The organism is Bellilinea caldifistulae (assembly GCF_001306055.1).
In the GTDB taxonomy this organism is placed as follows: Bacteria; Chloroflexota; Anaerolineae; order Anaerolineales; family Anaerolineaceae; genus Bellilinea; species Bellilinea caldifistulae.
On the sequence record NZ_LGHJ01000009.1, the window covers coordinates 152,501 to 175,699 of the forward strand.

17 protein-coding genes and 1 pseudogene are annotated in these 23,199 nt (G+C 55.6%); 8 read left to right on the plus strand and 10 right to left on the minus strand.

All coding sequences use genetic code 11. From position 1 onward, the window contains the following. Window positions 1–507: 507 nt before the first annotated feature. The 3 genes from AC812_RS03585 (at window position 508) to AC812_RS03595 (ending at window position 6,560) form a co-directional block, all read left to right on the plus strand. A complete protein-coding gene (locus tag AC812_RS03585) occupies window positions 508–2,379 on the plus strand; it encodes a VanW family protein (RefSeq protein ID WP_061913564.1) in 1,872 nt (623 codons plus the stop codon). 219 nt (window positions 2,380–2,598) lie between these two features. Continuing rightward, entirely contained in the window at window positions 2,599–3,771 is a 1,173-nt protein-coding gene (locus AC812_RS03590) for a TniB family NTP-binding protein (RefSeq protein WP_061913562.1), read from the plus strand. Next, window positions 3,768–6,560 carry an ATP-binding protein gene (locus tag AC812_RS03595; RefSeq protein ID WP_061913560.1) on the plus strand — a complete coding sequence of 931 codons (2,793 nt, stop codon included), beginning with the start codon at window positions 3,768–3,770 and terminating at the stop codon, window positions 6,558–6,560. Before AC812_RS03590 ends, AC812_RS03595 begins: the two co-directional genes overlap by 4 nt. On the opposite strand, the gene AC812_RS03600 is transcribed toward AC812_RS03595, so the two are convergent. The 10 genes from AC812_RS03600 to AC812_RS17460 all read right to left on the minus strand — a co-directional run bounded on the left by AC812_RS03600 (window position 6,536) and on the right by AC812_RS17460 (window position 18,349). Then, a complete protein-coding gene (locus AC812_RS03600; RefSeq protein ID WP_061913827.1) occupies window positions 6,536–7,225 on the minus strand; it encodes a protein-L-isoaspartate(D-aspartate) O-methyltransferase in 690 nt (229 codons plus the stop codon). The two genes, AC812_RS03595 and AC812_RS03600, sit on opposite strands and share 25 nt — an antisense overlap. A 40-nt stretch (window positions 7,226–7,265) precedes the next feature. After that, a complete protein-coding gene (locus tag AC812_RS03605) occupies window positions 7,266–9,065 on the minus strand; it encodes a hypothetical protein (protein ID WP_145962497.1) in 1,800 nt (599 codons plus the stop codon). Between the two features lie 206 nt (window positions 9,066–9,271). Further along, entirely contained in the window at window positions 9,272–10,360 is a 1,089-nt protein-coding gene (locus AC812_RS03610; protein ID WP_145962494.1) for an alpha/beta hydrolase family protein, read from the minus strand. 21 nt (window positions 10,361–10,381) lie between these two features. Further along, a complete protein-coding gene (locus tag AC812_RS03615) occupies window positions 10,382–10,768 on the minus strand; it encodes a YkvA family protein (RefSeq protein ID WP_061913555.1) in 387 nt (128 codons plus the stop codon). Between the two features lie 95 nt (window positions 10,769–10,863). Then, complete coding sequence (locus AC812_RS03620) at window positions 10,864–13,593, minus strand: cation-translocating P-type ATPase (protein ID WP_082148921.1); 2,730 nt, start codon at window positions 13,591–13,593, stop codon at window positions 10,864–10,866. Window positions 13,594–13,704: 111 nt separating this feature from the next. Next, window positions 13,705–15,087, minus strand: coding sequence for an ATP-binding protein (locus AC812_RS03625; protein ID WP_061913553.1), 1,383 nt, complete (start codon window positions 15,085–15,087; stop codon window positions 13,705–13,707). After that, window positions 15,065–15,763, minus strand: a complete 699-nt coding sequence (locus AC812_RS03630) for a DnaD domain-containing protein (RefSeq protein WP_061913551.1) — start codon at window positions 15,761–15,763, stop codon at window positions 15,065–15,067. The genes AC812_RS03625 and AC812_RS03630 overlap by 23 nt, the downstream gene beginning before the upstream one ends. Further along, entirely contained in the window at window positions 15,760–17,151 is a 1,392-nt protein-coding gene (gene dnaB / locus AC812_RS03635) for a replicative DNA helicase (protein WP_114676076.1), read from the minus strand. The genes AC812_RS03630 and dnaB overlap by 4 nt, the downstream gene beginning before the upstream one ends. Window positions 17,152–17,256: 105 nt before the next feature. Further along, on the minus strand, window positions 17,257–17,865 hold the full coding sequence (locus AC812_RS03640; RefSeq protein WP_061913547.1) for a bifunctional nuclease family protein: 609 nt from the start codon (window positions 17,863–17,865) through the stop codon (window positions 17,257–17,259). A 319-nt stretch (window positions 17,866–18,184) separates the two neighbouring features. Beyond that, on the minus strand, window positions 18,185–18,349 hold the full coding sequence (locus AC812_RS17460; protein ID WP_157235398.1) for a hypothetical protein: 165 nt from the start codon (window positions 18,347–18,349) through the stop codon (window positions 18,185–18,187). A gap of 176 nt (window positions 18,350–18,525) precedes the next feature. Between AC812_RS17460 and AC812_RS03645 the strand changes: the two genes are divergently transcribed. From AC812_RS03645 to AC812_RS03665, 5 genes and pseudogenes are all read left to right on the plus strand, one after another. Then, complete coding sequence (locus AC812_RS03645) at window positions 18,526–19,248, plus strand: response regulator transcription factor (protein WP_061913545.1); 723 nt, start codon at window positions 18,526–18,528, stop codon at window positions 19,246–19,248. Window positions 19,249–19,432: 184 nt separating this feature from the next. Beyond that, window positions 19,433–20,140 carry an NBR1-Ig-like domain-containing protein gene (locus tag AC812_RS03650; RefSeq protein ID WP_062158796.1) on the plus strand — a complete coding sequence of 236 codons (708 nt, stop codon included), beginning with the start codon at window positions 19,433–19,435 and terminating at the stop codon, window positions 20,138–20,140. Between the two features lie 798 nt (window positions 20,141–20,938). Further along, complete coding sequence (locus AC812_RS03655; protein WP_061913541.1) at window positions 20,939–21,598, plus strand: hypothetical protein; 660 nt, start codon at window positions 20,939–20,941, stop codon at window positions 21,596–21,598. Window positions 21,599–21,671: 73 nt separating this feature from the next. Further along, complete coding sequence (locus AC812_RS03660) at window positions 21,672–22,889, plus strand: signal peptidase I (RefSeq protein ID WP_061913539.1); 1,218 nt, start codon at window positions 21,672–21,674, stop codon at window positions 22,887–22,889. After that, window positions 22,877–23,199 (plus strand): annotated as a pseudogene (locus AC812_RS03665) (hypothetical protein); the annotation flags it as partial. The gene AC812_RS03660 and the pseudogene AC812_RS03665, both read left to right, overlap by 13 nt.

Consider the following 23,199-nt stretch of genomic DNA (forward strand, 5'->3'; position numbering starts at 1 on the left):
TACCAGCTCTCTCCTGTCAAGTTTTTTGGCGATAAAATCGCCGATGTTTTCCTTAGTCGTTCATCTTTGGTCAACACCGGCGCATCTCTCGACGTCCTTGCCAGGCCTGGTCCCTCTTGTACCAACCCGTTTTCAATTGTTACCGATCCGCTTTCTCAGCAAGATCTTTTCACAGTTTGGGACTTATATTGTACCCACCCTGTTTCGGATTGTCAAGGGGTTTCGCAGAATTCTTTCGGAAGTGGCGTATTTGGTTTTGAGCGATCTGCCGTCTCCGGCGAGACCGGGCTGCCCTCACAGGCAACGGGCTGGATTATACCCCTATCCCCATCCCTGTCAAGGGGTTTAATGCCATTTTTTTGAAAACTGGTCTGGCTTTTTTTCTCCAAACCGGAACAATCCTTGCACCGGGAACGATTAACCCACCTCGACCGTCTATTCTTTGTTTCCTTATCAAAAAGCAGACCAAATCGGTCGTCATTAGGTCAGGATGGTATAATTTCGATCATGAAAGCAATTGGTTCTCTCACCTATTCCACCCAGCGCCCGCTTTTGCAGCAATTACTCACCGCCATGCTGCTTTCCATTGGGTTTGCTCTGGTGCTCGTCCTCGTTGTCATTATGGGCTATCAGGTCTGGTTTGCCGGGCGCATCTTCCCCGGCGTTCAGGTCGCCGGAATACCGGTTGGCGGCCTCAGCCCGGCCCAAGCCGCCGAGAAAATCTCCGCTCAAATCACCTTCCCCACCCAGGGGCGCATCGTCCTGCAGGACAAAGAAAACCTGTGGGTCGCATCCCCCCAGGAATTGGGCCTTTTCCTCGATCCCGGCGCTTCTGCTTCGCTTGCCTTTCGGATTGGACGCGAGGGGAACCTGATTGAGCGCCTCGAAAACCAATTCAGCGCCTGGTACAGCGGTAAAGACACTTCGCCGGTTCTGTTGTTTGATCAACGGATTGCTTTTGCTTACCTCAACCGTATCGCCGCTGCCATCAACCGTCCGGTGATTGAAGCCAACCTGGGTTTACAAGGCGAGGAAGTTATCGTCCGCTCGGGGGAAATTGGCCGCACACTCGATATTGACGCCTCGCTAGCGCTGGTTTCAGCCCAGGTGCAATCCCTGCAGGAAGGAGTCGTCCCGCTGGTTGTCAAGGAAACCCCACCGGTAATCCTGGATGCCAGCCAGCAGGCCGAGCTGGCCCGCCGCATTCTCAGTCAGCCATTAACCCTCACCATGCCAGAAGGTCAAACCGCACCCGGTAGCCCGTGGGTATTTGATCGCACCACGCTGGCATCCATGCTGACCATTGAACGTGTTCGTAATCCAGAAGGCGCACAATATGAAGTAACCCTCAACAGCGAGATGTTGATCACCTTTCTCTCCAACCTGGCTCCCAACCTGCACACCTACCCCCAAAACGCCCGTTTCATTTTCAACGATGATACCCGCCAGTTGGATTTACTCCAGCCGGCCGTCATCGGGCGCACCCTCAATGTGGATGCCACCCTGCGCGCCATACAGGAAGGCTTGAAACAAGACCAGCATACCATCCCGCTGGTGTTTGACTACATCAACCCACCGGTTACCGATGACGCCACCGCCGAAAGTCTGGGCATCACCGAACTGGTCAGCCAGCACACCTCTTACTTTTACGGCTCAAGCCGAGAACGGGTTCAAAACATTCAGGCGGCCGCCAGCCGTTTTCATGGCTTGCTGGTGCCGCCGGGGGCCACCTTCTCGATGGCGGACGCATTGGGTAATATCAGCCTGGATAATGGTTACGCCGAGGCGCTGATCATTGTCGGGGGACAGACCATCAAAGGGGTGGGCGGCGGGGTGTGTCAGGTGAGCACGACCCTCTTCCGCACAGCCTTCTTCGGCGGCTATCCAATTGTCGAACGACACGCTCACGCCTACCGGGTCAGTTATTACGAAAAAACCTACGGCAACCGGATTGACCCCAATCTGGCCGGGTTGGATGCCACGGTCTATGTTCCGATTGTGGATTTCAAATTCACCAACGACACTCCTTACTGGTTGTTGATGGAAACCTACGTCAACCCCAACACCAGCACGCTGACCTGGAAGTTTTACTCCACCTCCGACGGGCGCACTGTGGAGTGGACAACTACCGGCCCGGTAAATATCGTAGATCCCCCCAAGCCATTGTACAAAGAGAATCCAGACCTGCGCGAGGGCGAAATCAAACAGGTCGATTGGGAAGCCAAGGGCGCCGAAGTCACTGTGACCCGCACGGTCTATCGGAATGGACAGGTGTACTTCACCGACCGTATCTATACCCGTTATCAGCCCTGGCAGGCAGTCTACGAATACGGCCCCGGCACCGAAATTCCCACACCGGAGCCTGAGAACAACGACTGACCCCTTAAAAGAAACAACTCCGGCTTTATCCCCATCGCCAGAGTTGTTTCTTCTGCACGATCCCCTGAAGTCGTCGGCAGTGGGACGAAATTGGCAAGAAAATGAACCACCAAAAAATAAGGGGGATTACAAATACGGCTATAATATACTAGGAAAACACTCTAAATTGTTCTGAGTTGCGCTCAAAGACCACTCTAAAAGACGGGAGAAGGACTGGATATGCCGGCCGGCGAACCCCGCTTCAGCGAACTGCTCCAACGTGCCATCAACCGCATTGCATTTTTAGAAAACAAAACCCGCCAGGTGGTGTTTGATGAGCTGGGTTACGCCCTTGGCAGACAGGGCGGCAGTGCCATTCAATACTGGCTTTATCACCAGCGTGTGCCTGCCCGCCTGGAAGATGTTGAGAATCTTGCCCGCATCATTGCCCACCGCGGCGGTTGGGAAAACGAAAATGATCTGCGTTCCTTTCTCTCCCGCGGTGGTCATCCCAGCGCCGATGTCCTCGTCCGTCAAATTTTTCCAAATGAACCCATCTCCACCGCCAGCCCAGCCGCTCAACCGGCTTTTATTGTTGGCCCCCCCATTCTCAGACCCCATCAATTCTTTGGACGCACGCGCGAACTTCGCCGGATTTTTACAGCGCTCAACAGCGCTCCCATGCAAAATGTGGCTATCAGCGGCCCCCCACGCAGTGGAAAAACTTCCTTACTGCATTACATCCATACAATCACACGCACCCCACCCGCTGCCCTGCGCCCCCATCAGGCTCAAAACTGGCTGGACGAACCCCAACGCTACCGCTGGGTGTATGTGGATTTTCAAGACCCGCGCGTTTGCAACCGCGAAGGGTTTTTGCTCTATATTTTGCGGCAATTGAACTTTCCTGCCCCTTCCTCACTCGACCTGATTCAGTTCGTGGACATCATCGTCCGCTATCTGGTCAACCCAACCGTCATCCTGCTGGATGAAATTCAAATCGCGCTCACCAACCCCGAATTTACCCAGCAATTCTGGTGGAGTTTGCGCTCGCTTTCCTCCAACCTCACCGATGGAAAGCTGGCTTTTGTGATCGCAGCTCAAAATCAACTGCCCGTTTTGCAGCATGTCCTGGGCAAGCCCTCGCCTTTTTTGAACATCTTTGGCCACTCCATCCAGTTAGGCCCGCTCAGCGAAGAAGAAGCCCGCCAGTTGATCCAATCCAGCCCCATCCCGTTTTCCCCCGCCGATGCCGATTGGATCATCCAGCACAGCGGTTGCTGGCCGGCGCTCCTGCAGATTTTATGCAGCACCCGCCTGGTTGCCCTGCAAGAAAACCAGTCCGACGAAATCTGGAAAGCCGATGGTCTGGCCAATATTCAACCCTATCGCTATCTGCTGGAAAACCCATGATCCCAACACCCGCTCCCCTCGCTCCTGCCAACCAGATCAAACCGGTTTCTCCAATGCGCATTCTCTTCTGGCTGATCGTGCATCCTTCTGCCTGGCAACGCTATCTCGGCCGGATAGACCCCGCCTTACCGCTGGATTTCAGCCTGAGCGAACTGACCGATGAACAACGCCGTAACCGACCATTAATCTCCTTGCTGATCTCTACCTGGCTCAGGTTGGGTGTGTGGGTTGCCCTTCTCATCCCTCTCTTTCGACTCATTTTCGGCGACTCGCTCCACGATTTACCGCTCAATCTGGCCATCGGGGTCAGTTACGCTCTTTCGGCCAGCGTGGGCGGTGCACTGCTTTCAGGGTTCGGCAGTGGTCTGACCTTTGGTTTCGTTTTGGGGCTGGGGATCGGTCTGCTCCCACAGGACATGGACGCCTATTTTGTGGTCACGGCTGCGGCAGCCGGGATGGCAGCCAGTGTCCAGCTCAACCTGCTTCAAGTTCGCCAGCGTCCCACTTCCATCTTGCGCTGTCTGTGGGGCACGGTCACCGGCATCCTCGTCAGTATCGGCGTAATCTGGGGATTTTGGGTCATCGCATCCGGCGAATTGATCAACACCCCCCAAACCCTGCAAATTGACCAGACCATCAGCGGTTCAACCCTCGTTCTGCTGATCGGCAGCGGTCTTCCGGTTGGATTTTCGACCGTTTGGCTGACTCTTCACTTACGCAGCCGCCGCGGATGGCGGCAGGTCCTTTTGCCGGCAATTCTGCTGACGGTCTGGATGACGTTCGGGTACGCGGGGCTGGTCAGTCAATCCAGTCAAGCAATCCTGATGAATGTGAACGCGGGAATGATTGGCGGGGTATTTATACCCCTGCTGTTCGGCCTTAGCAGCACACTCACCCGCCAGATTGGCGGCAATAACGCCGCAGCCGTAGCCAGCAGTTTGGTGGCGGGTATCGGCTGGATTCCCATTGGACCGCACGTGCTTGGCGGCTATCAACATCACCCTCACGTGATTACCACCGCCCTGGTCGTTTTGGTTTTTGGTCTGACGATCTCCTTCTGGCGGCCACTCGTTTTCTACCCGCTGGTAGCCATCTGGAACAATTTGTGTTTCAACCTCGACCAAAACCGCCCGGCTGAATTACGCTGGTTCTGGCTGCACGCCGCCTTTTGGGATGAAAAACAGCGGCTGATCTGGCCTGATCTGGATGAGTATTTGTTATTACTCTTCGAACGACAGCCTGAAATGCTTCAGGATGTTTTGCTTTATCTTTCGGCTACCGCTCAACGCTCGGTTGCCCAAAAAGTCCAGATAGAATTAACCGCCCGTCAATTTGAAGCCTGCAAAGATGTTCACTCGCTGGCCTCAATTCGCCATCGGACTGCTGTCGGCCTGCTGGAAGGGCCGCTTTCGACCATCCTCATTGCATTGCACAACATCAGCCGGGATGTTGACCATGCCTTGCGGCAAAATACCCCCTATCAACAACGCTTGGGGTTGGGCATGGCGCGCGATAAACTGGCAACCCTGCAGAACGAGTTACTCCTCAGCCGCGATCCCCAGTCCCAGCGCTTTTCCCCGATCATCGCCCAATGGCAGCACATCCTCGTCTCTCACATCGAAGCCATGACCATCCCGGCCCAGTATCAGCAGGAAATCCCCAATCCGTACATTTGCGGGATGCCGCTGAGTGAACAACAATCTCTCCTATTTGTCGGGCGCAGCGAGATCATCGAACGCATCAATCAAATGCTGATGCAGGAAAAATGCCCTCCCTTGCTCCTGTTTGGGCAGCGCCGCATGGGTAAAACATCCTTGCTGCTCAACCTCAGCCATTTTCTGGCTTCGAACATTATCCCCTGCTTTGTGGATTGCCAGGGACTGGCCGGCTTTCAGGACAGTGATGAACTGGTGCCCGAATTTGTTGAATTGGTGCGTCAATCAGCATTGCGTTTCCGCAATATCGAACTGCCTCCTTTCAAATCTCAGTTATCCTCCGGCAATGGCAGTCTTTATCAAATGCTCAACCATTGGTTGGCTGCCACCGAAAAACAACTGGAAAGCCACCAGCAAACCCTTCTGCTGGCGATGGATGAATTTGAAAGCCTTGAACTGCTGATGAATGCCAATCTCAACCTGGCCAGACTCTATCTTGGATTTGCCCGCCATACTGTTCAACACCATCCCCGTTTCAAGATTCTGCTGGCCGGAACTCACCTGCCCGAAGAGATGCCCCTCTGGCGCGATTTTCTCATCAATGCCCGCGTCCTGAAAATTGAATACCTGACCCGCGCCGAAACCCTGCAACTGATTGAACAGCCGGTTAAACCGTTTCCGCTGACCTATCCGCCGGATGTCAGCCAGGCCATTTACGAAATGACCCGCGGTCATCCCTATCTGGTGCAATCCTTGTGTTTTGAACTGGTGATGTTAAAAAACGAGCAGCCGCTCGCCAGCCGTTTTCGGGTTTCATCGGCCGACCTCGAAGAGGCACTCCAGCGCGCCCACCGGGCTAACATGATCTTCTTCAATGATTTGGCTCACAATCAACTCAGCCCGCTGGCAGCCAGCATGGCGATAGCCCTTGCCAGACAAGGCGCGGCCGCCTATCTGTCGGCGGATGAATGGCAGCAAATTTTCCCCACCTATTCAGCATCAGGGCTTGCCGACCTGCTGCGGCGCGATGTGATTGAAGCCGTCAACGGTGGGTATCGTTTTCAGGTAGAATTCATCCGGCGCTGGTTTGCCGAACAACCCATCACCTTTTACAGCCAGTCATCCGCTTCGTAACGCTCCCACTCACTCTCGCTCCACCCGTATTGTCCCCTCAACGGCACAAAACTGACCGGAATGATATTCTCATATGTCAACTGGCCGCCTTGTTTGTGCCAGACCTGTAAAACTTGTTCCAGCCGGTGGCCTACCGGCAGTACCAGCCGCCCCCCTTCCGCCAATTGATCTAAAAGCGGCGGAGGCGGCGCCGCTGCCGCAGCCGTTACGACAATCCCATCATAGGGGGCCGACTCCGGCCAGCCCAGGCTGCCATCACCGGTATGCACATGCACATTTACATAGCCCAGTTGAGAAAGAACCTCCGCCGCCCGCAGCGCCAGGCCGGCATGCCGTTCGACGGTATGCACTTCCCTTGCCAGTTCCCCCAAAATAGCCGCCTGATAGCCCGAACCGGTGCCAATTTCCAGCACGCGTTCATTTCCCTCCAGCGCCAGCAGGGAAGTCATCAGGGCCACAATATACGGCTGAGAGATGGTCTGTCCTTTGCCAATCGGCAGCGGGCCGTCATCGTAGGCTCTCTCGCGCAAATCCGGCGGCACAAACAGATGGCGCGGCACTTTGCGAAACGCCGCCAGCAGACGTGGAGACCGCAGCCCACGCCGCTCAATCTGCTCGCGCACCATCATCTCGCGCGCTTTTGAATATTCTGTTTCCCCATTCATGCTTTTATTAAAGCATGAAATGGTAGTTAATCCAATCAATTTAACGGCGTTGATACACTCGCCCATAGTCATCCCGATAAATCAATTCCCACCGCTCCGTGAAGGAAGAAGACTCCAGGTAGGCAGGGCATTCCTCCGCCTGATAGGTCCAAAAATTTGTACAAAAAGTAACGTAGTACTGCGGATCCCGCTGTGCCACCATGGTTTCCAGCCCCAGCGGATAATGTAATTTGGTCGGCTGATTGCTGAAATTTTCTCCGTACACGTAATACATCAGCCCGTTTTCGATTTGCACCACCGAGTTGTGGATGTTGCGGCGGACAAAATCATAAGCCGAAAAGTAACCATCCACCCCTACCGGTTCGCGAAATTGATCCCGCAGCACAATATCATTGCCGGGGTAGATTTTCAACAAATCGCGGTTTTGCCAGAATAAACCGCCGCCAATAGCCACCATAACCACCACCCCGGCCAGCATCAACCAGCCGCGATGATTCATCCAGTCCAGCGCCCGTTGGATCAGCGGCTCTGCCAGCCCAATCAACAGCACAAACAAATAACTGAGCAAGGCCACCCCAAAGCGCCAGCCAATTTGGGTGGGCTGCTGATTGCTGCCGTAAAAAGCGGTCTGCGGAGTAATCACGAAGGAGAAGAATAACACCAGCAGCGCCAGCGCTTGTGCTATGGAAGGCAGCCCCAGCCAGCGGCCCCAAAACGCTTTACCCCCCAGCCAGCCAGCAATCGCCAGCACAACCAGCCCTCCGGTCACCCCCAGCACAAATAAAAACAACTTCGGCAGGTAATTGTAAAAATAAGGGTTGTTTAGATTATTAAGGATACTCCACTCGTTGTATTCCCAGACGCCGGGGGGAAAGAGGGTATGAATGACCACGAGGTTACGCACAATCCACAGTGCCGCCGGCACGGTCACCAGCGCTGAAAACAAGACATTCAAAAGCGTTTGCCGCACATTCGTCCTTTGCCACACCAACTTTCCCCATCGGAATAAAAGCGGCAGCCAAAGGGGCAGGACTGCATATACCCCTACTGGTTTAATTGCAAGAATCAACGAGGTACAAAATGCCAGCCCCGGCAGGTGATACACCATCCTCTGCCCTCGTGAGCCGATTGGCGCAAAAACCAGCGCCGCCAGCACCACCGCCGCCGTGAACAAGTCGTTTTTACCAATGACAAATGCTTGATTCACCACAATCCACCACGGGTTGTTGGCAATCAAGACCGAACCGCTCAAAAACATCACCAGAGTCATCCAGGCCAGCACACCGCCCGGCAAGCGGGTATAGCGCCAGCCCAGCGCCCAGATAGAAAGAAAAGTCAGTAATGCAATCAACGCATGCACACTTCCGAATAAAGCCTCGTTGTTGGTCAGCAGCAGCCCAAAAGCAAGCAGCGACTCAAATCCATTGGGATACTCCCCAAAAGGAATGGACAAATCCCAATATGTACCGCTCTTAAACAATTCGATGGCTTTGGGGAAGTGATACGCCCCGGCATCCCAGTGCAGCACATCGCTAATCGGCGAATAGGGCCAGCGGATCAACGGCAGCAGCACAATCAGAAAAAACACCCCAACCGAAACCACCCAGCCGGCCCAATTCAACCAGCGTAGCTGGCCGGTAGCCCTTTCCGCGCGGTCTCCCAATTCAGTCAGCAGTCCGCCCTCATCCCATCGGAAGAAGAGCCAGACACCCACCGCCAACACCAACCCACCGATCAGAATCACCGGTAAAAGGCGAAATACGCCCAAAAAAGCGGTAATTTGAGCGGTGTAGATCACCGCGAACAAGAAACACACCAGCCCGGTGAGCAGATGGAACATCACCCAAGAAGGACTGCGAAAAAGCATTGGTCTTTTGTCGGATTTCATCATCGTTAATGGAAAATTTTATAACCCTTTTCAGGGAAAAAGACAATCCCTCTAGATGCAAATAAAGCAACTTGCCCAAAAAACAGAATACCCATCCAGGCTTCTCCGTAAAGTGAATTTAAACACTCCAGGCAATCCTTGGCGGCAGTCTCTCAATTTTAATCAACCACATGACGGAACAACCGATAGACCGCAGCAAGAAATTTGAAGAACTCTCTGGCCAGTTTCCACGCTGGCAGTTTGCCTTTGGCGGGGTCAAGGTGGCTGAATTGCATTTCGGTGTAGTAAACCCCTTTACGGCTGCCCAACGCCGCACATAACTGCTGCGACTCGCCTACCGGAATAACCTGATCGCCGCGGTCGTGCAGCAAGATCATCAACGGTACTTGCAGGTTTTGCACGTAACTCAACGGCGAAATTGCCGAAAGCCTCTCCTGCATCTCGTCCGGCAAAGAGTGCAGCGCCGCACCCGCCTCCTCCGGCCCGCCTGCCATCAGCAACGCGGCCACTTTTTGAGCGCTTTCGGAAAGGTTCACGGATTCCGGGGAAATTTTCCCATCCACAAACACGCGGCGGAGATAGGCCGCTTCTTCAGCCTCCAACAACGCCGTCAGGGAATGGACAAAAACCTTACGGGTCAGCGGATCCACCTTCCACGGACGCCTTCCGGCATCACTGGCAACCGATCCACTGGCAATATCCTTTGCAAATGTCCACAGCGAGGAATAAGGGGCATAGGCGCTGAGATAAGCCACTCGTTGGTTAATCAAAGGGTGAGCGGCCGCCATCAAGGCAAAAGACCCACCAACACACGTACCCAGCAGACCGCTGCAGCCAGCATTCACGTAGGGCTGATCAATAAACCAGTCATAAGCCAGTGCAATGTTTTCAATGTCCGCCGGGTCGAGCCGAAAATCGCGCATCGCCGGCGACCAGTATAGCAAAGCCGCAAATCCTGCCCGTGCCAGTGCCCTGCCCAGCACCGGCACCTGAGGATGATTCACCTCAAAGGGAACCACCCCAAGGCACACTACAATCCCCGGATGAACACCCGGCGAATCGGGACGATAGACTTCCCCTTCCGCGTTTCCGCTCTGCGTGGGATAGCGTACCCGTTCAATCAACGGCGGTCGGGTCACCCAATCCACCGGACGGGAAGGCAGCATGGGAAAGACTTTGAGGAAAAACACTGTTGCCCTCCCCAAAGAACGGATGGGTCGGCTTGCCCGGCGAAGTAAATCCATCATCTTTTCAGCGGATGCTTCCAATTACTCAATCACCTGACGAACGATCAACCAGACCAGGACGGTCAAGACAACCAGCCACACACTGATTACCAGAATCGCCCCCGCCCGGCTGACGGGTTTTCCTTGCTGCATCCATTCCTCGGACTGCCGCCGCGCATCTGCCATTGCTTCTGGCGGAATCATCTTCAAAGCCAGAGCAATTCCTAACGGCGTAATGATCAAATCATCCAGATAACCGAGGACAGGCACAAAGTCTGGGATCAGGTCAATAGGGCTAAAAGTATGGGCAACCACCAGACCCAGAAATACCCTGGCATACCACGGCACCCGCGGATCACGAACAGCGATGGTGAGGGCGTAAGCATCCCGCTTCAAAACCTGCGCCCGCCTCTTCAATTTCTCCATCATCCGTACCTCTCCAAGTTGATCGGGTTCATATCTTTTTTCCGATTTTTGAAGCGATCCAGGCCCTGTCTACCCGCTCAGGGGGATTTGTTTTACCCTCAAATCAGCGCCCGCCGCTTCTGAATGGCTTTGTAAATCTCCATCACCACCAGCACCACACTGGCCAGTGCAAAGAGAATTAACCACGTCTGCACCGGCAGCGATTCGGTGCGTAGCAGGGATTGCAGGAACGGCACCTCGGTTGCCAGGATGTGTAAAGCCAGTGCTACCAGCATCCCGACTGCCAGGACACGGTTACGACTGAAGGGAATCTTGAACGCCGATTCCACTTCTGAGCGGCAATTCAGCACATGATAAAACTGCATCAGCACCAGCAGCGCCAGCAATAAATTCCGTGCCGAATCCAGTGTGTACCCTTCTCGCATGAGAAACACCCAAACACCCAGACACACCAGCGCCATGGTCAAACCGCTGATCATCAACTGCTCTATCATCTTCCGGTTGAAGATTCCCTCGCTCGGGTTGCGGGGCGGTTGACGCATCACGCCCTCTTCGCCGCCCTCAAAGGCTAACGCTACATCCTGAATCCCATTGGTGACGAGGTTCAACCACAGAATTTGAACAGCGATTAATGGTACGGGAAATTCCATCAAAATTGCCAGTGCCAGCAAAACCAGCTCGGCAAAACCCGTTGAAATTAATAACAGGGTCACCTTACGCACATTGGCATAGGCAAAGCGGCCTTCCTCGACGCCGGCTACAATCGAAGCAAAATTGTCATCGGTGACGATCATTGAAGCCGTATCTTTGGCAATATCCGTGCCGGAGCCCATCGCCACGCCGATATTCGCCTTCTTTAGGGCCGGCGCATCGTTGACTCCGTCACCGGTTACCGCCACAAATTCACCCAACCGGATGAGTGCGTCCACAATTTGCAGTTTCTGATCCGGGGTGACCCGCGCAAATACGGTTTTGTGCTTGATCCCCTCAAAAAATTCGGGAATTTCGGGCGAGCCAATCTCGGCCAATTCTTTGCCGGTGATCACATCCGCGGGTGATTGGGCAATCCCCAATTCGCGGGCGATTGCCAGCGCAGTGGCAGGGTGATCCCCCGTGATCATCACCACTTTGATGCCAGCCATCTGCGCGTTCTGCACTGCCTCTTTGACCTCCGGGCGCAGCGGGTCAATGAAACCGAGCAAGCCGAGCAGCGTCAGCCCGGCGTCTCCACCTTTCAGCGCTTCCAGATTGCCCTCGCCGGCAGCCAGCGCCAGAACGCGAAAACCGCTTTCTGCCTTATGCTGCGCCAGTTGCAGTACCTTCTCTCTTTCCAGCGGTACTTCCCCCTGAGCAGTCATCATCCGGCTGCAAAATTGCAGTACCGTTTCCACCGCTCCTTTTACCACCAAACGCGGCTCACCGGCATTTTCATAGACTACTGCCGCATACCTTTTTTCGGACTCAAATGGTGCTTCGTCTAGGATGCGTACCTGACGACGCAAATTGGGCGGGTCAATCCCCAGTTTATAGCCTAACGCCAGCAGAGCCACATCCATTGCGTCACCGGTGTGCTGCCACTTGCCATCTTCTTTTTCCAGCGTGGCTTCATTGCACAGCACGCTTTCACGGGCAATCGTCAACAGGCGGCCCTGAATTTCGGGCGTCATTTCCGCATCACCTGCCAATCTGACCTCGCCTTCATCGTTGTATCCCTGCCCGCTGATTTCAATCAGCGTCCCCTCGGGCAGCAGAATCTGCTTAACAGTTTGCTGATTGACCGTCAGCGTACCGGTTTTGTCACTGGCAATCAGCGTGCAGCTGCCTAAACTTTCTACGGCGGTTAATTTTCGTACAATCACGTTGCGGCGTGCCATCCGGTTGGTTGCTAGTGAAAGGGCAACCGTCATGGCGACCGGCAGCCCTTCGGGAATGGCCGAAACCGCCATTGCCACAACCAGGATGAATACATCACTGAGAGCCTCGCCGCGGGCAAATTGAATCATGCCCAGGATGGCGGTAAAACCCAGCACCACAATGGCTATCTGCCGCGAAAATTTCTCCATGCGGATGACCAGCGGCGGCTTTGCCCCTGCTTCCTCGCTGATCGTTTTGGCAATTTTGCCTACTTCGGTATATGGGCCGGTGGCCACTACAATTCCTATACCCCGCCCTGACATCACCGTTGAACCGGCATAGGCCATATTGCGCCGATCACTGACCGGCGAATCGGCAGGCAGAGGTTCAACGGTCTTTTCTACTGCCAGCGATTCACCCGTCAAGAAGGATTCGTCAATCCGCAGATTGTTAACCTGGATCAAGCGCAGGTCGGCAGCTACTTTATCCCCCGATTCAACCAGCAGAATATCACCCGGCACAACCTCTTCGGCTGGCACGGTGAGAATCCGCCCGTTACGGCGTACCCGTGCCTTGATTTTCAGCAATACCTGCAGGGCATGTGCGCTTTGCTCGGCTCGCCATTCCTGTATCGTGCCGATGACCGCGTTGAGCAGAATCACCGCAAAGATGAAGACAGCGTCCTTGTAATCCTGCATCAGCAGCGCCACAATTCCCGCAATCAGGAGAATATAAATCAATGGACTGGCGAACTGGTGCAGGAACACCTGAAGGAGCGTCGGTGGTTCTTTTGTGGGCAGGGTGTTTCTGCCGAACTCGCGCAGGCGTTCGGCAACCTGCTCCTCGCTCAGCCCATCCGGCAAACTTTGCAGTTTCCGGTATACCACCTCCAGCGGTTCGGCATGCCAGGCGATGACCTTCTTCCCGCTTTCGGTAAATTCAATTCGGTTAATGTCTAAGTCTTCAGGTCGCATGGGTTACACTCCTCTCTATGGATGATCTCTGCTTCCCCCCATGGATGTACGGCCTGAACCTTTACAGCCCGCTTTCTGATAACAACTATAGCAGAAAGAATTGTACCAGATTTAAGTACTGCGTCTTGGCGCGCTGCGGCGCTTGACCGGCGGTTCTCCCCGCGAGACGTATGCCGGCACGGTGATTGCGTAGATGCTGCATACCCGTTTGTCCATCATCCGGCTGCGTATGCGGGGGTCAATTTCATCCAGCGTTTGGGCGGTTGTGATCACCGTAGGCAGTTTGGCGTTATAACGAAAATTGAGCAATTGATACAATTTCTCGCGCGCCCACGGGGTTGCGCTTTGTGTCCCCAGGTCGTCTAAAATGAGCAGAGAAGCGGAACGCACCTCCTCGAAGCGGCGGTCATACGAAATCGTGCTGGAAGGCGAAAACGCCGCCCGCAGGTGATCAAGCAAATCCGGCACAACCACAAAGATTGGTTCCTCCCCGGCGGCTTTGCGGAAGTTGCCGATTGCCGCCGCAAGGTGAGTCTTGCCGCAGCCGTAACTGCCCATGAACACCAGCCATCCGCGTGGATTTTCGGCAAAGGCAACCGCCGCATCGAATGCCTTTTGCAGCGTAGCACGGTCTTCGGACGGTAATTTTTCATGCTCGCGCAAATTGAAAGTACCAAACGTCTGATCGGCCAGCAGTGAAAGGGTTGAAATGGAGGTGCGCGTTTCATCACTGACCGGCGAGCGGTAATCGGGGGCATAAATATGGACTCGGGTAACCAGATCCACATCCTGCAGGCGCGAGGAAATCCGCCCGTCAATCTCTTCCAGCAGCAGATTGGTGGTGATCACCGTTGCCAGTCGGTGAATGTAACGGTGGTTGATGATCTGGTACAGTTTTTCCTCCGCCCACGGGGTCGCGTTCTGGGTTCCCAAATCGTCCAAAACCAGCAGGCGCACATTGCGGATCTCATTCAATCGCTGCTCAAAGGTCTCATCCCCGCCGCTGAAGGAAGCCCTCAGCCAGTCGAGCAGATCCGGCACGGTCAGGAAGATGACCTCCACCCCCATCTCCACCACGGCGTTGGCAACCGCCGCCGCCAGATGAGTCTTGCCGCAGCCGTACGGACCCATCAACAACAACCAGCCTTGCAGCGTGCGGGCGTATTGCTGAGCCTGCTGGTAGGCAAACTGCAGCGACCGCGCCTGCTGGTCACCCAGTCCCAACCGCCCCTGCACCTTGAAGGTTTCAAAGGTCATATGCCGAAAAGCATCCAGATTACTCAAACGCAGTAAACGCTGGCGCTCACCGGCGCTCACCTCCTGCTGGCGGCAGGTACAAATTTGTAACTTGCCAAAATCGGGGTGGCTAACCGGTAAATCGCGCCGCACAAAGCCCACTCCGCCGCAAATCGGGCAGTTGGGGTCACCCAACAAACCGGGCTGCTGCCCGCTGCTTGCAGCATCATCCCGTTCAGTGTTCGACAAATTCGCCATATTCTCCCTGGATATAGCGTCGGCGATCTTTTTCAGACTTTCCCCGATTGGCTTCATGTTCGCTCCTCTCCAACCGCGCCCGTAAAATGGCCTCCACATACCGCCAGCGGCGCACATTATTTTCCACCGCGGCGCGGATGGCCTCCTCGATCCACTCCGCCGGATAGGTTTTTTCGGCGTCTTCCAGCATCTCCGCCACCAATGGCGTTAGCGGGCCGATATTCTCTTCGTAGAGCCGAAAAATGTTGGGGCGTTCCAGCGTCAACCGGACTTCTGGGCGCTGAATATCCTCCGGTGACCACTCCCCGTTCTGCAAGGCGGCCACGGCTGCCCGCCCGCGCGGTGTGTTGAGAAAGTAGATACTGTCCTCATCTCCAAGATTGACTTTCAACAGGCTGCCGCGCTGAACCGCGCGTTCCAGCCCATGTTGCAGTTGAACCAGCGCCTGAGTCCGGTTCTTTCCCATTCCTTCCAGCAACCGTTCGTCCTGCGCCAGGTCGGATTGGCGGAAGAAGCGGAACTCACCCTCCATACGGTCGAGCAGCCAGAAGACATACAGGGTTACTTTCAATTCACTCAGGTCGTCAATTTGCGGCAACAACTCGCTGAAAAACGCCGCCGGGAGGGGCGTCAGGCGGGTTTTGCCGGGTGGAAAACCGGTAAAGGGTCTCATCATCGGCCTGTTCTATCGGAAGGGTCACGCGGCAAAATGACCGCATTATCGAACCGCGCAAGATTGCTGAGAAAGACCAGCTCGATGCCCGGATGAGTGGGGCCGTTGCGGTGTTTTGCCACAATGATCTCGGCAATGTTCTGGCGCGGGCTGTCCTTTTCCATCGCTTCCGGGCGGTGAATGAACATGACGATATCGGCGTCTTGTTCAAGACTCCCCGATTCTCTCAGGTCCGAAAGCACCGGCTTCTTATCGGCACGCTGCTCCACCGCTCGCGAAAGCTGCGCTGCCGCCAGTACCGGCACGTTCAACTCGCGCGCCAGCACTTTCAGATTGCGCGAGATATTCGATACCTCCTGTACGCGGTTGTCGGTGCGCGTATCACCGGACATCAGTTGCAGGTAGTCCACAATCACCAGATCCAGATGTTTTTCGATGTGCAGGCGGCGGCACTTGGTACGCAGTTGCAGGGGCGTGATTGCCGGGGTGTCATCCAACCAGATTTCGGTTTCGCTCAGCACCTCAATCGCGTGGGCAAACAAGGCCCATTCCTCATCCCGCAGCTTGCCGCTGCGCAGCCGCTGGGTATCAATCCCGGTTTCCTGAGCAATCAGACGCTGCACCAGCTGCTCGGCGGACATTTCCAGCGAGAAGATAGCCACCCGCTTGCGGTGTTTTTGGGCAGCGTTCTTCGCCACCGAAAGCAGAAAACCGGTTTTACCCATGCCGGGGCGTCCGGCGACGATTAAGAAGTCGGAGCGTTGCAAACCACCCAGCAATTTATCCAGATCCACCAGACCGGTTGGCACGCCAAAAATTTCATCGCTGCGCTGCGCCAGTTGATCAATCCGCTCGTAGTACTCTGCCAGCACCGAATTGATCGGCTGTAAATCGCGCTGAATGCGCCGCTCGCTCAGCCCAAAAACGGCTTTTTCGGCCTCTCCGATGAGCGTATCCAGACTTTTACGCGGGTCGAGCGCCAGTTTGGCCATCTCATTGGCAGCCGCCAGCATCTTGCGCCGGATGGATGCCTCTTCCACAATTCGCGCATAGGCCTCAGCATGCAGGGAAGTCGGCGTTTGGCTCACCAGCGCCAACAGGTACGCCTGCCCACCAATATCCACCAGATGGCCGCTCTCATCCAGTTCCTTCGCAATGGTCAAAATGTCAATCTGTTCACGCCGGTCATGCAGACGCATCAGGGCTTCCCAAATCCAGCGGTTGCGGATGATGTAAAAATCGTCCGGCTTGAGGATTTGGGCAACCTCGTAAAACACCTCCGGGTTAATCAGCACCGAACCCAGTACCGCTTCTTCCGCTTCACGGTTATGCGGGTGGGCCTGATCCATCGAGAATTGGGGTTCCTCAGAGGGTAGAAAATCTTCGCTCATCGTTTGGTCAATGCCGATTGTTTGAAATTCAAGACGCCCCCCTTCTGATCAACCGATAAAAGGAAGCCGGCGGGACGGTAAAGCCCCGCCCGGCCGCTATCCGGCTTACTTGCCCGGTTTTGGACTATCCCGATCAGGATCCGGTTTATCCTTGTCTTCTTCGTCCTGATCATCGCTCAAATCATCAATCTTCAAATTCTGTAAAAAGTCCTCAAAGACCGACAACCGTTCTTCGCTGAGTTCGTCTTCTTCAACCGGCGGCGGTGATGATTCGGCGCCGGAAGTTTCCGGAGCCTGTAAATCGCGTTCCGGGACAATGCCGGCGGTTTCCATCACCTCACGCGCTACCAGAATCGGCACATGCGCGCGCACGGCCAACGCCAGCGCATCCGACGGACGCGAGTCAATTTCGACCAGATGCCCGTTGTATTCCACCACCAGATTGCCGAAGAAAACATCATCCTTCAACGCCACCACCTCCACCCGTACCAGGCGGGCGTTGAAGGTCGCCAAAAGATTCTTGAGCAGGTCGTGGGTCTGGGGACGGGCAACTTCAATTTCCTGCAACGCAATTGTAATCGCTTCGGCTTCGTAGGGGCCAATCCAGATCGGTAAATAACGTTCTGCGTTGATCTCACGCAGCACCACAATACGCTGTTGATTGGTCAGGCTGACGCGGACGCTGTCAATGACAACTTCAACCATTCGGGCCATCTTTCAACCTTTTCTCTCCCTTCCAATCGGGAGTTGATCAAATCCAACCAGCTGCTCGGAGATTCGTGCATCTCTCACTGGTCTTGTGGTTTTATTTTAACACGGGCGGGAACGGGATGCAACTGCATTCGCCCAAAGTTCAGACAAAAGCCGCTTTCCGGTTTTGTATTCCATGAAACAACCATCCCACAACCAGAAACATCTGAATGTTAACATTTTCGGATTCTGCCTTTTTCTTAAGTTCTTAAGGTATAATACGGTTATCTACCCAATCCGTTTTCCCGCTTCAAGTTCAGCGGGAATTGTTCTTCAATGTACCTTACCAGCTGGACTGCACAATTATTGTTTTTTCCACAGGCGGGAGCGCAAAGCACCAGCCGTAATCCAACCCGGAGTGCTGGTTCAGGCGCTGTTCAACCATGAACCAACTGCGGGGAGTCAACCGGGCAATGGCCAAACGGGGAGTTCGATCAATCTTAACCATTTTGTTGTCCGGTCGCCATCGTAAACTCGTAAAACTCTGATAAAATCCAAAGCCAGTTCGCTCACGAACCTGATTTGGAGGCTTAACGGTAAGCGCCCTTATCGGCACACAATCAACCCACCCCACAGCCGGTGCTTTACGGCAAACCATTTTTCTGACACGGTGGTAACAGGAACATGCAGGAATACACTCACATACTGCTGATTGAAGGAAAACGCCCGGACCGCAATTCGTTCTTGCCGGGGCTGACCAAGAAGAACTTCTCGGTCGAAACCGTCCCCAGCGGCAGCGCTGCGCTGGAACGCATTCGCGAACGCCTGCCGCATCTGGTCATTCTGGATGCCGCCTCGATGCGCACCAGTGGCAAACGCATCTGTAATGCCTTGCGCGAACAGGCCCCCTCCGTCCCCATCATCCTGATTCTGGACGCCTCCACCCCCGGCAATGACATTCCCGCCGATGTGGTCTTGCACCTGCCCTTCACCCTTCAAAAACTACTCAACCGCATGAAGCCCTTCCTCCCGCAGGAGCAGAAAAATGTCCTGCGCGCCGGCCCAATTTCACTCGACCTGAAAAAACGCTCGGTGCGCTGCCTTAATCATCAAGCCATGCTGACCCCGCGGCTGGTGCGCCTGCTGAAAGAATTGATGGATCACCCCGGGCAGGTGATCGAACGCGAGGTGCTCTTCAGCCGCGTGTGGGAAACCCAATACACCGGCGATACCCGCACCCTCGATGTGCACATCTCCTGGCTGAGGCAGGCCATTGAGGACGACCCGCGCCACCCGCGCTTCATCAAGACCATTCGCGGGCTGGGCTACCGCCTTGATGTGGAAGAAACCCAGCCGTTCAACGGCCGCCTGCGCTCCCTGGAATCTTCCCCCACGCCGGCCCCCTGACGGCCGATCCGCACCCCCGCCATACAGCCAGCCCACAATCCTTCGTTTGGGGGCTGGTATTTTTGGTTTAACCTGTATAGAATGAATAAACAAACCCGATTTTTACCCGCCGGAACAAAACTGGTATTAAAATCGTCTTAAAAATATTACCTGCCAATCTTGAAAATCACCAAGGAGAGTTTCCATGCCTCGCACCCGACTTTTTCCCCTTCTGGCGCTGACCGTTTTGCTGGTGTCCCTCACCAGCGGCTGCGGCATTCTGGGCGGCGGTGAGCCCACCCCCGATCCGCTGGCGTTCCAGGCCACCCTCAATGCGGCGGCTACCGAAGCCGTGCAGACCATTCAGGCTCAGTTCACCCAGACCGAACAGGCCCGCCCGACCGAACCGTTTGTGCCGATTCCCTCGGCAACACCACAGCCCACCCAACCGCCAACCGCCACACCGGATTACAGCCCCACCCCGGCGCCGCCCACCTGGACACCGGTGCCGATCTTCACCAACACCTTCACGGCGACGGCCACGTCCAACGCCACCGCCACCCCCACCGCCACCCCCAGCCCGTATTCCTGCGCGGTGGTCAAGGTTGAGCCGAAAGCCGGCACAAAACTGCCCTACCGCAACGATTTCGACGCCCGCTTCACCCTCAAGAACAACGGCAGCAAGGACTGGCTGGCCGCCAACGTGGACTTGAAATACGCCAGTGGCGAAAAGATGCAGAAATACGCCGATGCGGTGGATTTGGGCAAGGATGTCAAGCCGGGCGAAGAGTACACCTTCGTGGTGGACATGCTCGCCCCGGAAAATGCCGGCACCTACAAAGCCACCTGGAATCTGGTGGACAGCAGCACGGTTTACTGCTCGGTAACGATTGAGATTGTGGTAACCCGCTAAGGACGCGTACGTCCGCACCTTGCCGCTGCAACTGGCTTGGCGGGAGACCATCACACCCGCTCGGAGTGGCGTAAACCAGTTAACCGTCACTCCGAGCGGCAGCGGCGCTTGCCAGTGCCGGCGGAAAATTTCCCCCTGCCCCAAATTCCCAGACAAATCCACCCCGAATTGGGAATAATTAGAAATTTCTTAAAATTTTCCGAACGCCCGCAAAACCTATTGACTTTCCTCTCATCTCTCGTTAATATAAAAATGTAGTCACAGGGGAGTCAATCATTCGAGCGTGGGGGCTGTGAACTGCGGGCGGCAAATCTGGTCGCCAAACCCAGAACCACAGGGGGAACGCCTGCAGGGAGCCAGTGGCGAAACCGACCACCACGAGGGAGGGTCGGTTATTTGTTTTTTACCACCCAACTCCCCGCCAAAACAGGCCGAGATGCCCGGCTAAATCTTTGAACCTTGACAGGCAAAAAAAGTCCCTCACCGCGGGGTGCCGCCCGGGTGAGGGGGAACACAGGGACACGGGTCAGCGCCCTCTGTGCCATTTAATTATAGCACATTGGGGGGAGTGGATGCAAATCCGCCGCGGCGGCAGTTAGCGGGCTGCCGCCCGCGGCCACCCCCCGCCCGCCATTTCTCGAAAGAGGGTGCGCCGCCCGCCTGTCAGCCCTGAAAGGAGGTGATTAACCGCTCCGGCGCACGCACTTTTGTGGCTGCGCGGCCCGCGTGCCGCATCGTTTGTCAACCAACTTAAATAACCCAATTTTCTAAAACTCTTTCGAGAAAGGAGAAAGTGCGATGAACAAGCGATTACCGCTCGGATTTCTGGCCATCCTGCTGATCGTCCTGCTGGCCGGCGTGGGTGTGGCCTACGGTCTGTGGTCCGAAACCCTGACCATTGACGGCATAGTCAACACCGGTGAAGTAAATGTGGGGTTTAGAAACGTAAACGTCGAGGAAGGTGTTGCTGTAAATGGAATACTGACAAAACCCGAGCCCAAAGAAAAAGCTGACGCCGCAAATTGCTACACCGAGATACTGAATAAAGGCTTCGATAATGAAACACTGCAAGTAACCACCAAAGGGGCATATCCTTCCTGGCACTGCTTCGTAACCTATGAGGTTGTCAGCACCGGTAATGTCCCTGTTCATATTAATAAACCTGGCTATAAATTAATCTACGGACCTAAGCCAGCATGGAAGGATTTAGGGATCACCGAATGCAAACTGTTCAAAGCCGGGAAAACCACGGCAGAAGAAGAATCAACTTGTACCGAAACTGATCCTACAAAATGCCCACCTGCGCCATCTTACTGGCAACTTCATGAGGGTGATAAACTCGAATGCAAGTTGACCATCCATTTCAACAATTATGAAGGAGGAGAGCCCATTTCAGAGAATAGCACGTACACATTCCAGTATCAAATTATGGCTTACCAGTGGAATGAGAAGCCCTAAAGAATAATTCCTGTGATTTGTTGTCGGCTGACCGGCGGTTTGACCCCCGCCGGTCAGCCCTACCGGAGCGCCGATGATCACCAAACGTCTGTCCCTCCCCCGCTGGTTTTCCTTCTCCGCCCTGCCGCGCCTCTCCGCCGGCTGGGGCTGGGGTGTTTTTCTGGCCGGGCTGGGCACGGCTTACCTGCTGGTGCACGTCCTCGCACCGCGCCTGCCGGCCGAGTGGAACGTTTACCTCGTCACCCCGCTGGCGTGGCTGGCGCTGGCCGGGCAGGTTTGGGGGCTGAGCCGGCTCGGCTGGGTGAATTGGGCTGCGCCGGCGCGCCGCCTGCTCATCACCGCCGCGCTGATCGGCCTGCTGCAAACCGCCGCCTTCGTCATGGCCGGTGTGCTGACTCGCTTCGGCTATTCGCCCTACGCCCACCGCCTGGTGGCGGTCATCGGCAACTTGTGGTATCTCGCCGCCGGCCTGTACGGGGTGGAGTTCGCCCGCGCCGGACTGGTCCACCGGCTGGCGGGCAAATCGCCCCTGCTGGCGGTCGGCGTTGGCGGTCTGCTTTCGCTGGCGCTGCTCATTCCGCCGGGGGTGTGGGGCAGCCTCCGCACGCCTCAGCAGGTGCTGGCGCTGGCGGGCGGGCGGCTGCTGCCCCTGCTGGCCGAGGGCTTGCTGGCCGCCTTGCTGGTCTGGCTGGGCGGGCCGCTGCCGGCCATGGCTTACCGCGCCGTCTGGCTGCTGTTCGAGTGGCTTTCTCCCATTCTGCCCGACCTCAACTGGTTATTGACTGCCTTTATCGGCACGCTCGTGCCGCTTTTTGGATTTTTCTACCTGCAAAACAGCCTGCCGGCTGAAGCCACAGCCGGGCAGGAAGATCAAAAACCCGCCGCTCAAAGCGCCAGCCTCAATTCGTGGTGGTGGCTGGCGGTGGTAGCCCTGATCGGCTTCTGGTTCAACGCCGGTTTGTTCGGTGTGCGCCCCTACGTGGTCAGCGGCTTCAGCATGAAGCCGACCTTCGTCGCCGGGGATGTGGTCATCATCACCCGGATTGACCCGGCCGAGGTGCAGGTCGGCGATGTGATTCAATTCCGCCGCGCCAATTCCTACATCGTCCACCGCGTGGTCGAAATTCAGGAAGAAAACGGCCGGCGTGTGTTCATCACCCAGGGTGACAACAACAACGTGCGCGACGAACCCGTCCCGCAGGAAATCGTCGAGGGCAAAGTCATCCGTTACATTCCGCAGGTCGGCTGGCCGATCATCGGCCTGAAAAAGGTGATTCAATGGATCTTCTGAGCTGGTTCAAGAGCAGGTTATGGCAGGTGCAGCCGCCAATCCGCAGCATCGCCGCCGGGCTGCTCATCCTTGCGTTGATTGCCGGCCTGACCCCGGTGGCCGATACCCTGTGGGCCGAGGTGCTGACCGTCAGCGGGGAGATTGAGACGGGCGAATTCGAGGAAAGCCCCACCCCCACCGAGAACCGCGCCGTCTGGCTGCTGTTCGAGTGGCTTTCTCCCATTCTGCCCGACCTCAACTGGTTATTGACTGCCTTTATCGGCACGCTCGTGCCGCTTTTTGGATTTTTCTACCTGCAAAACAGCCTGCC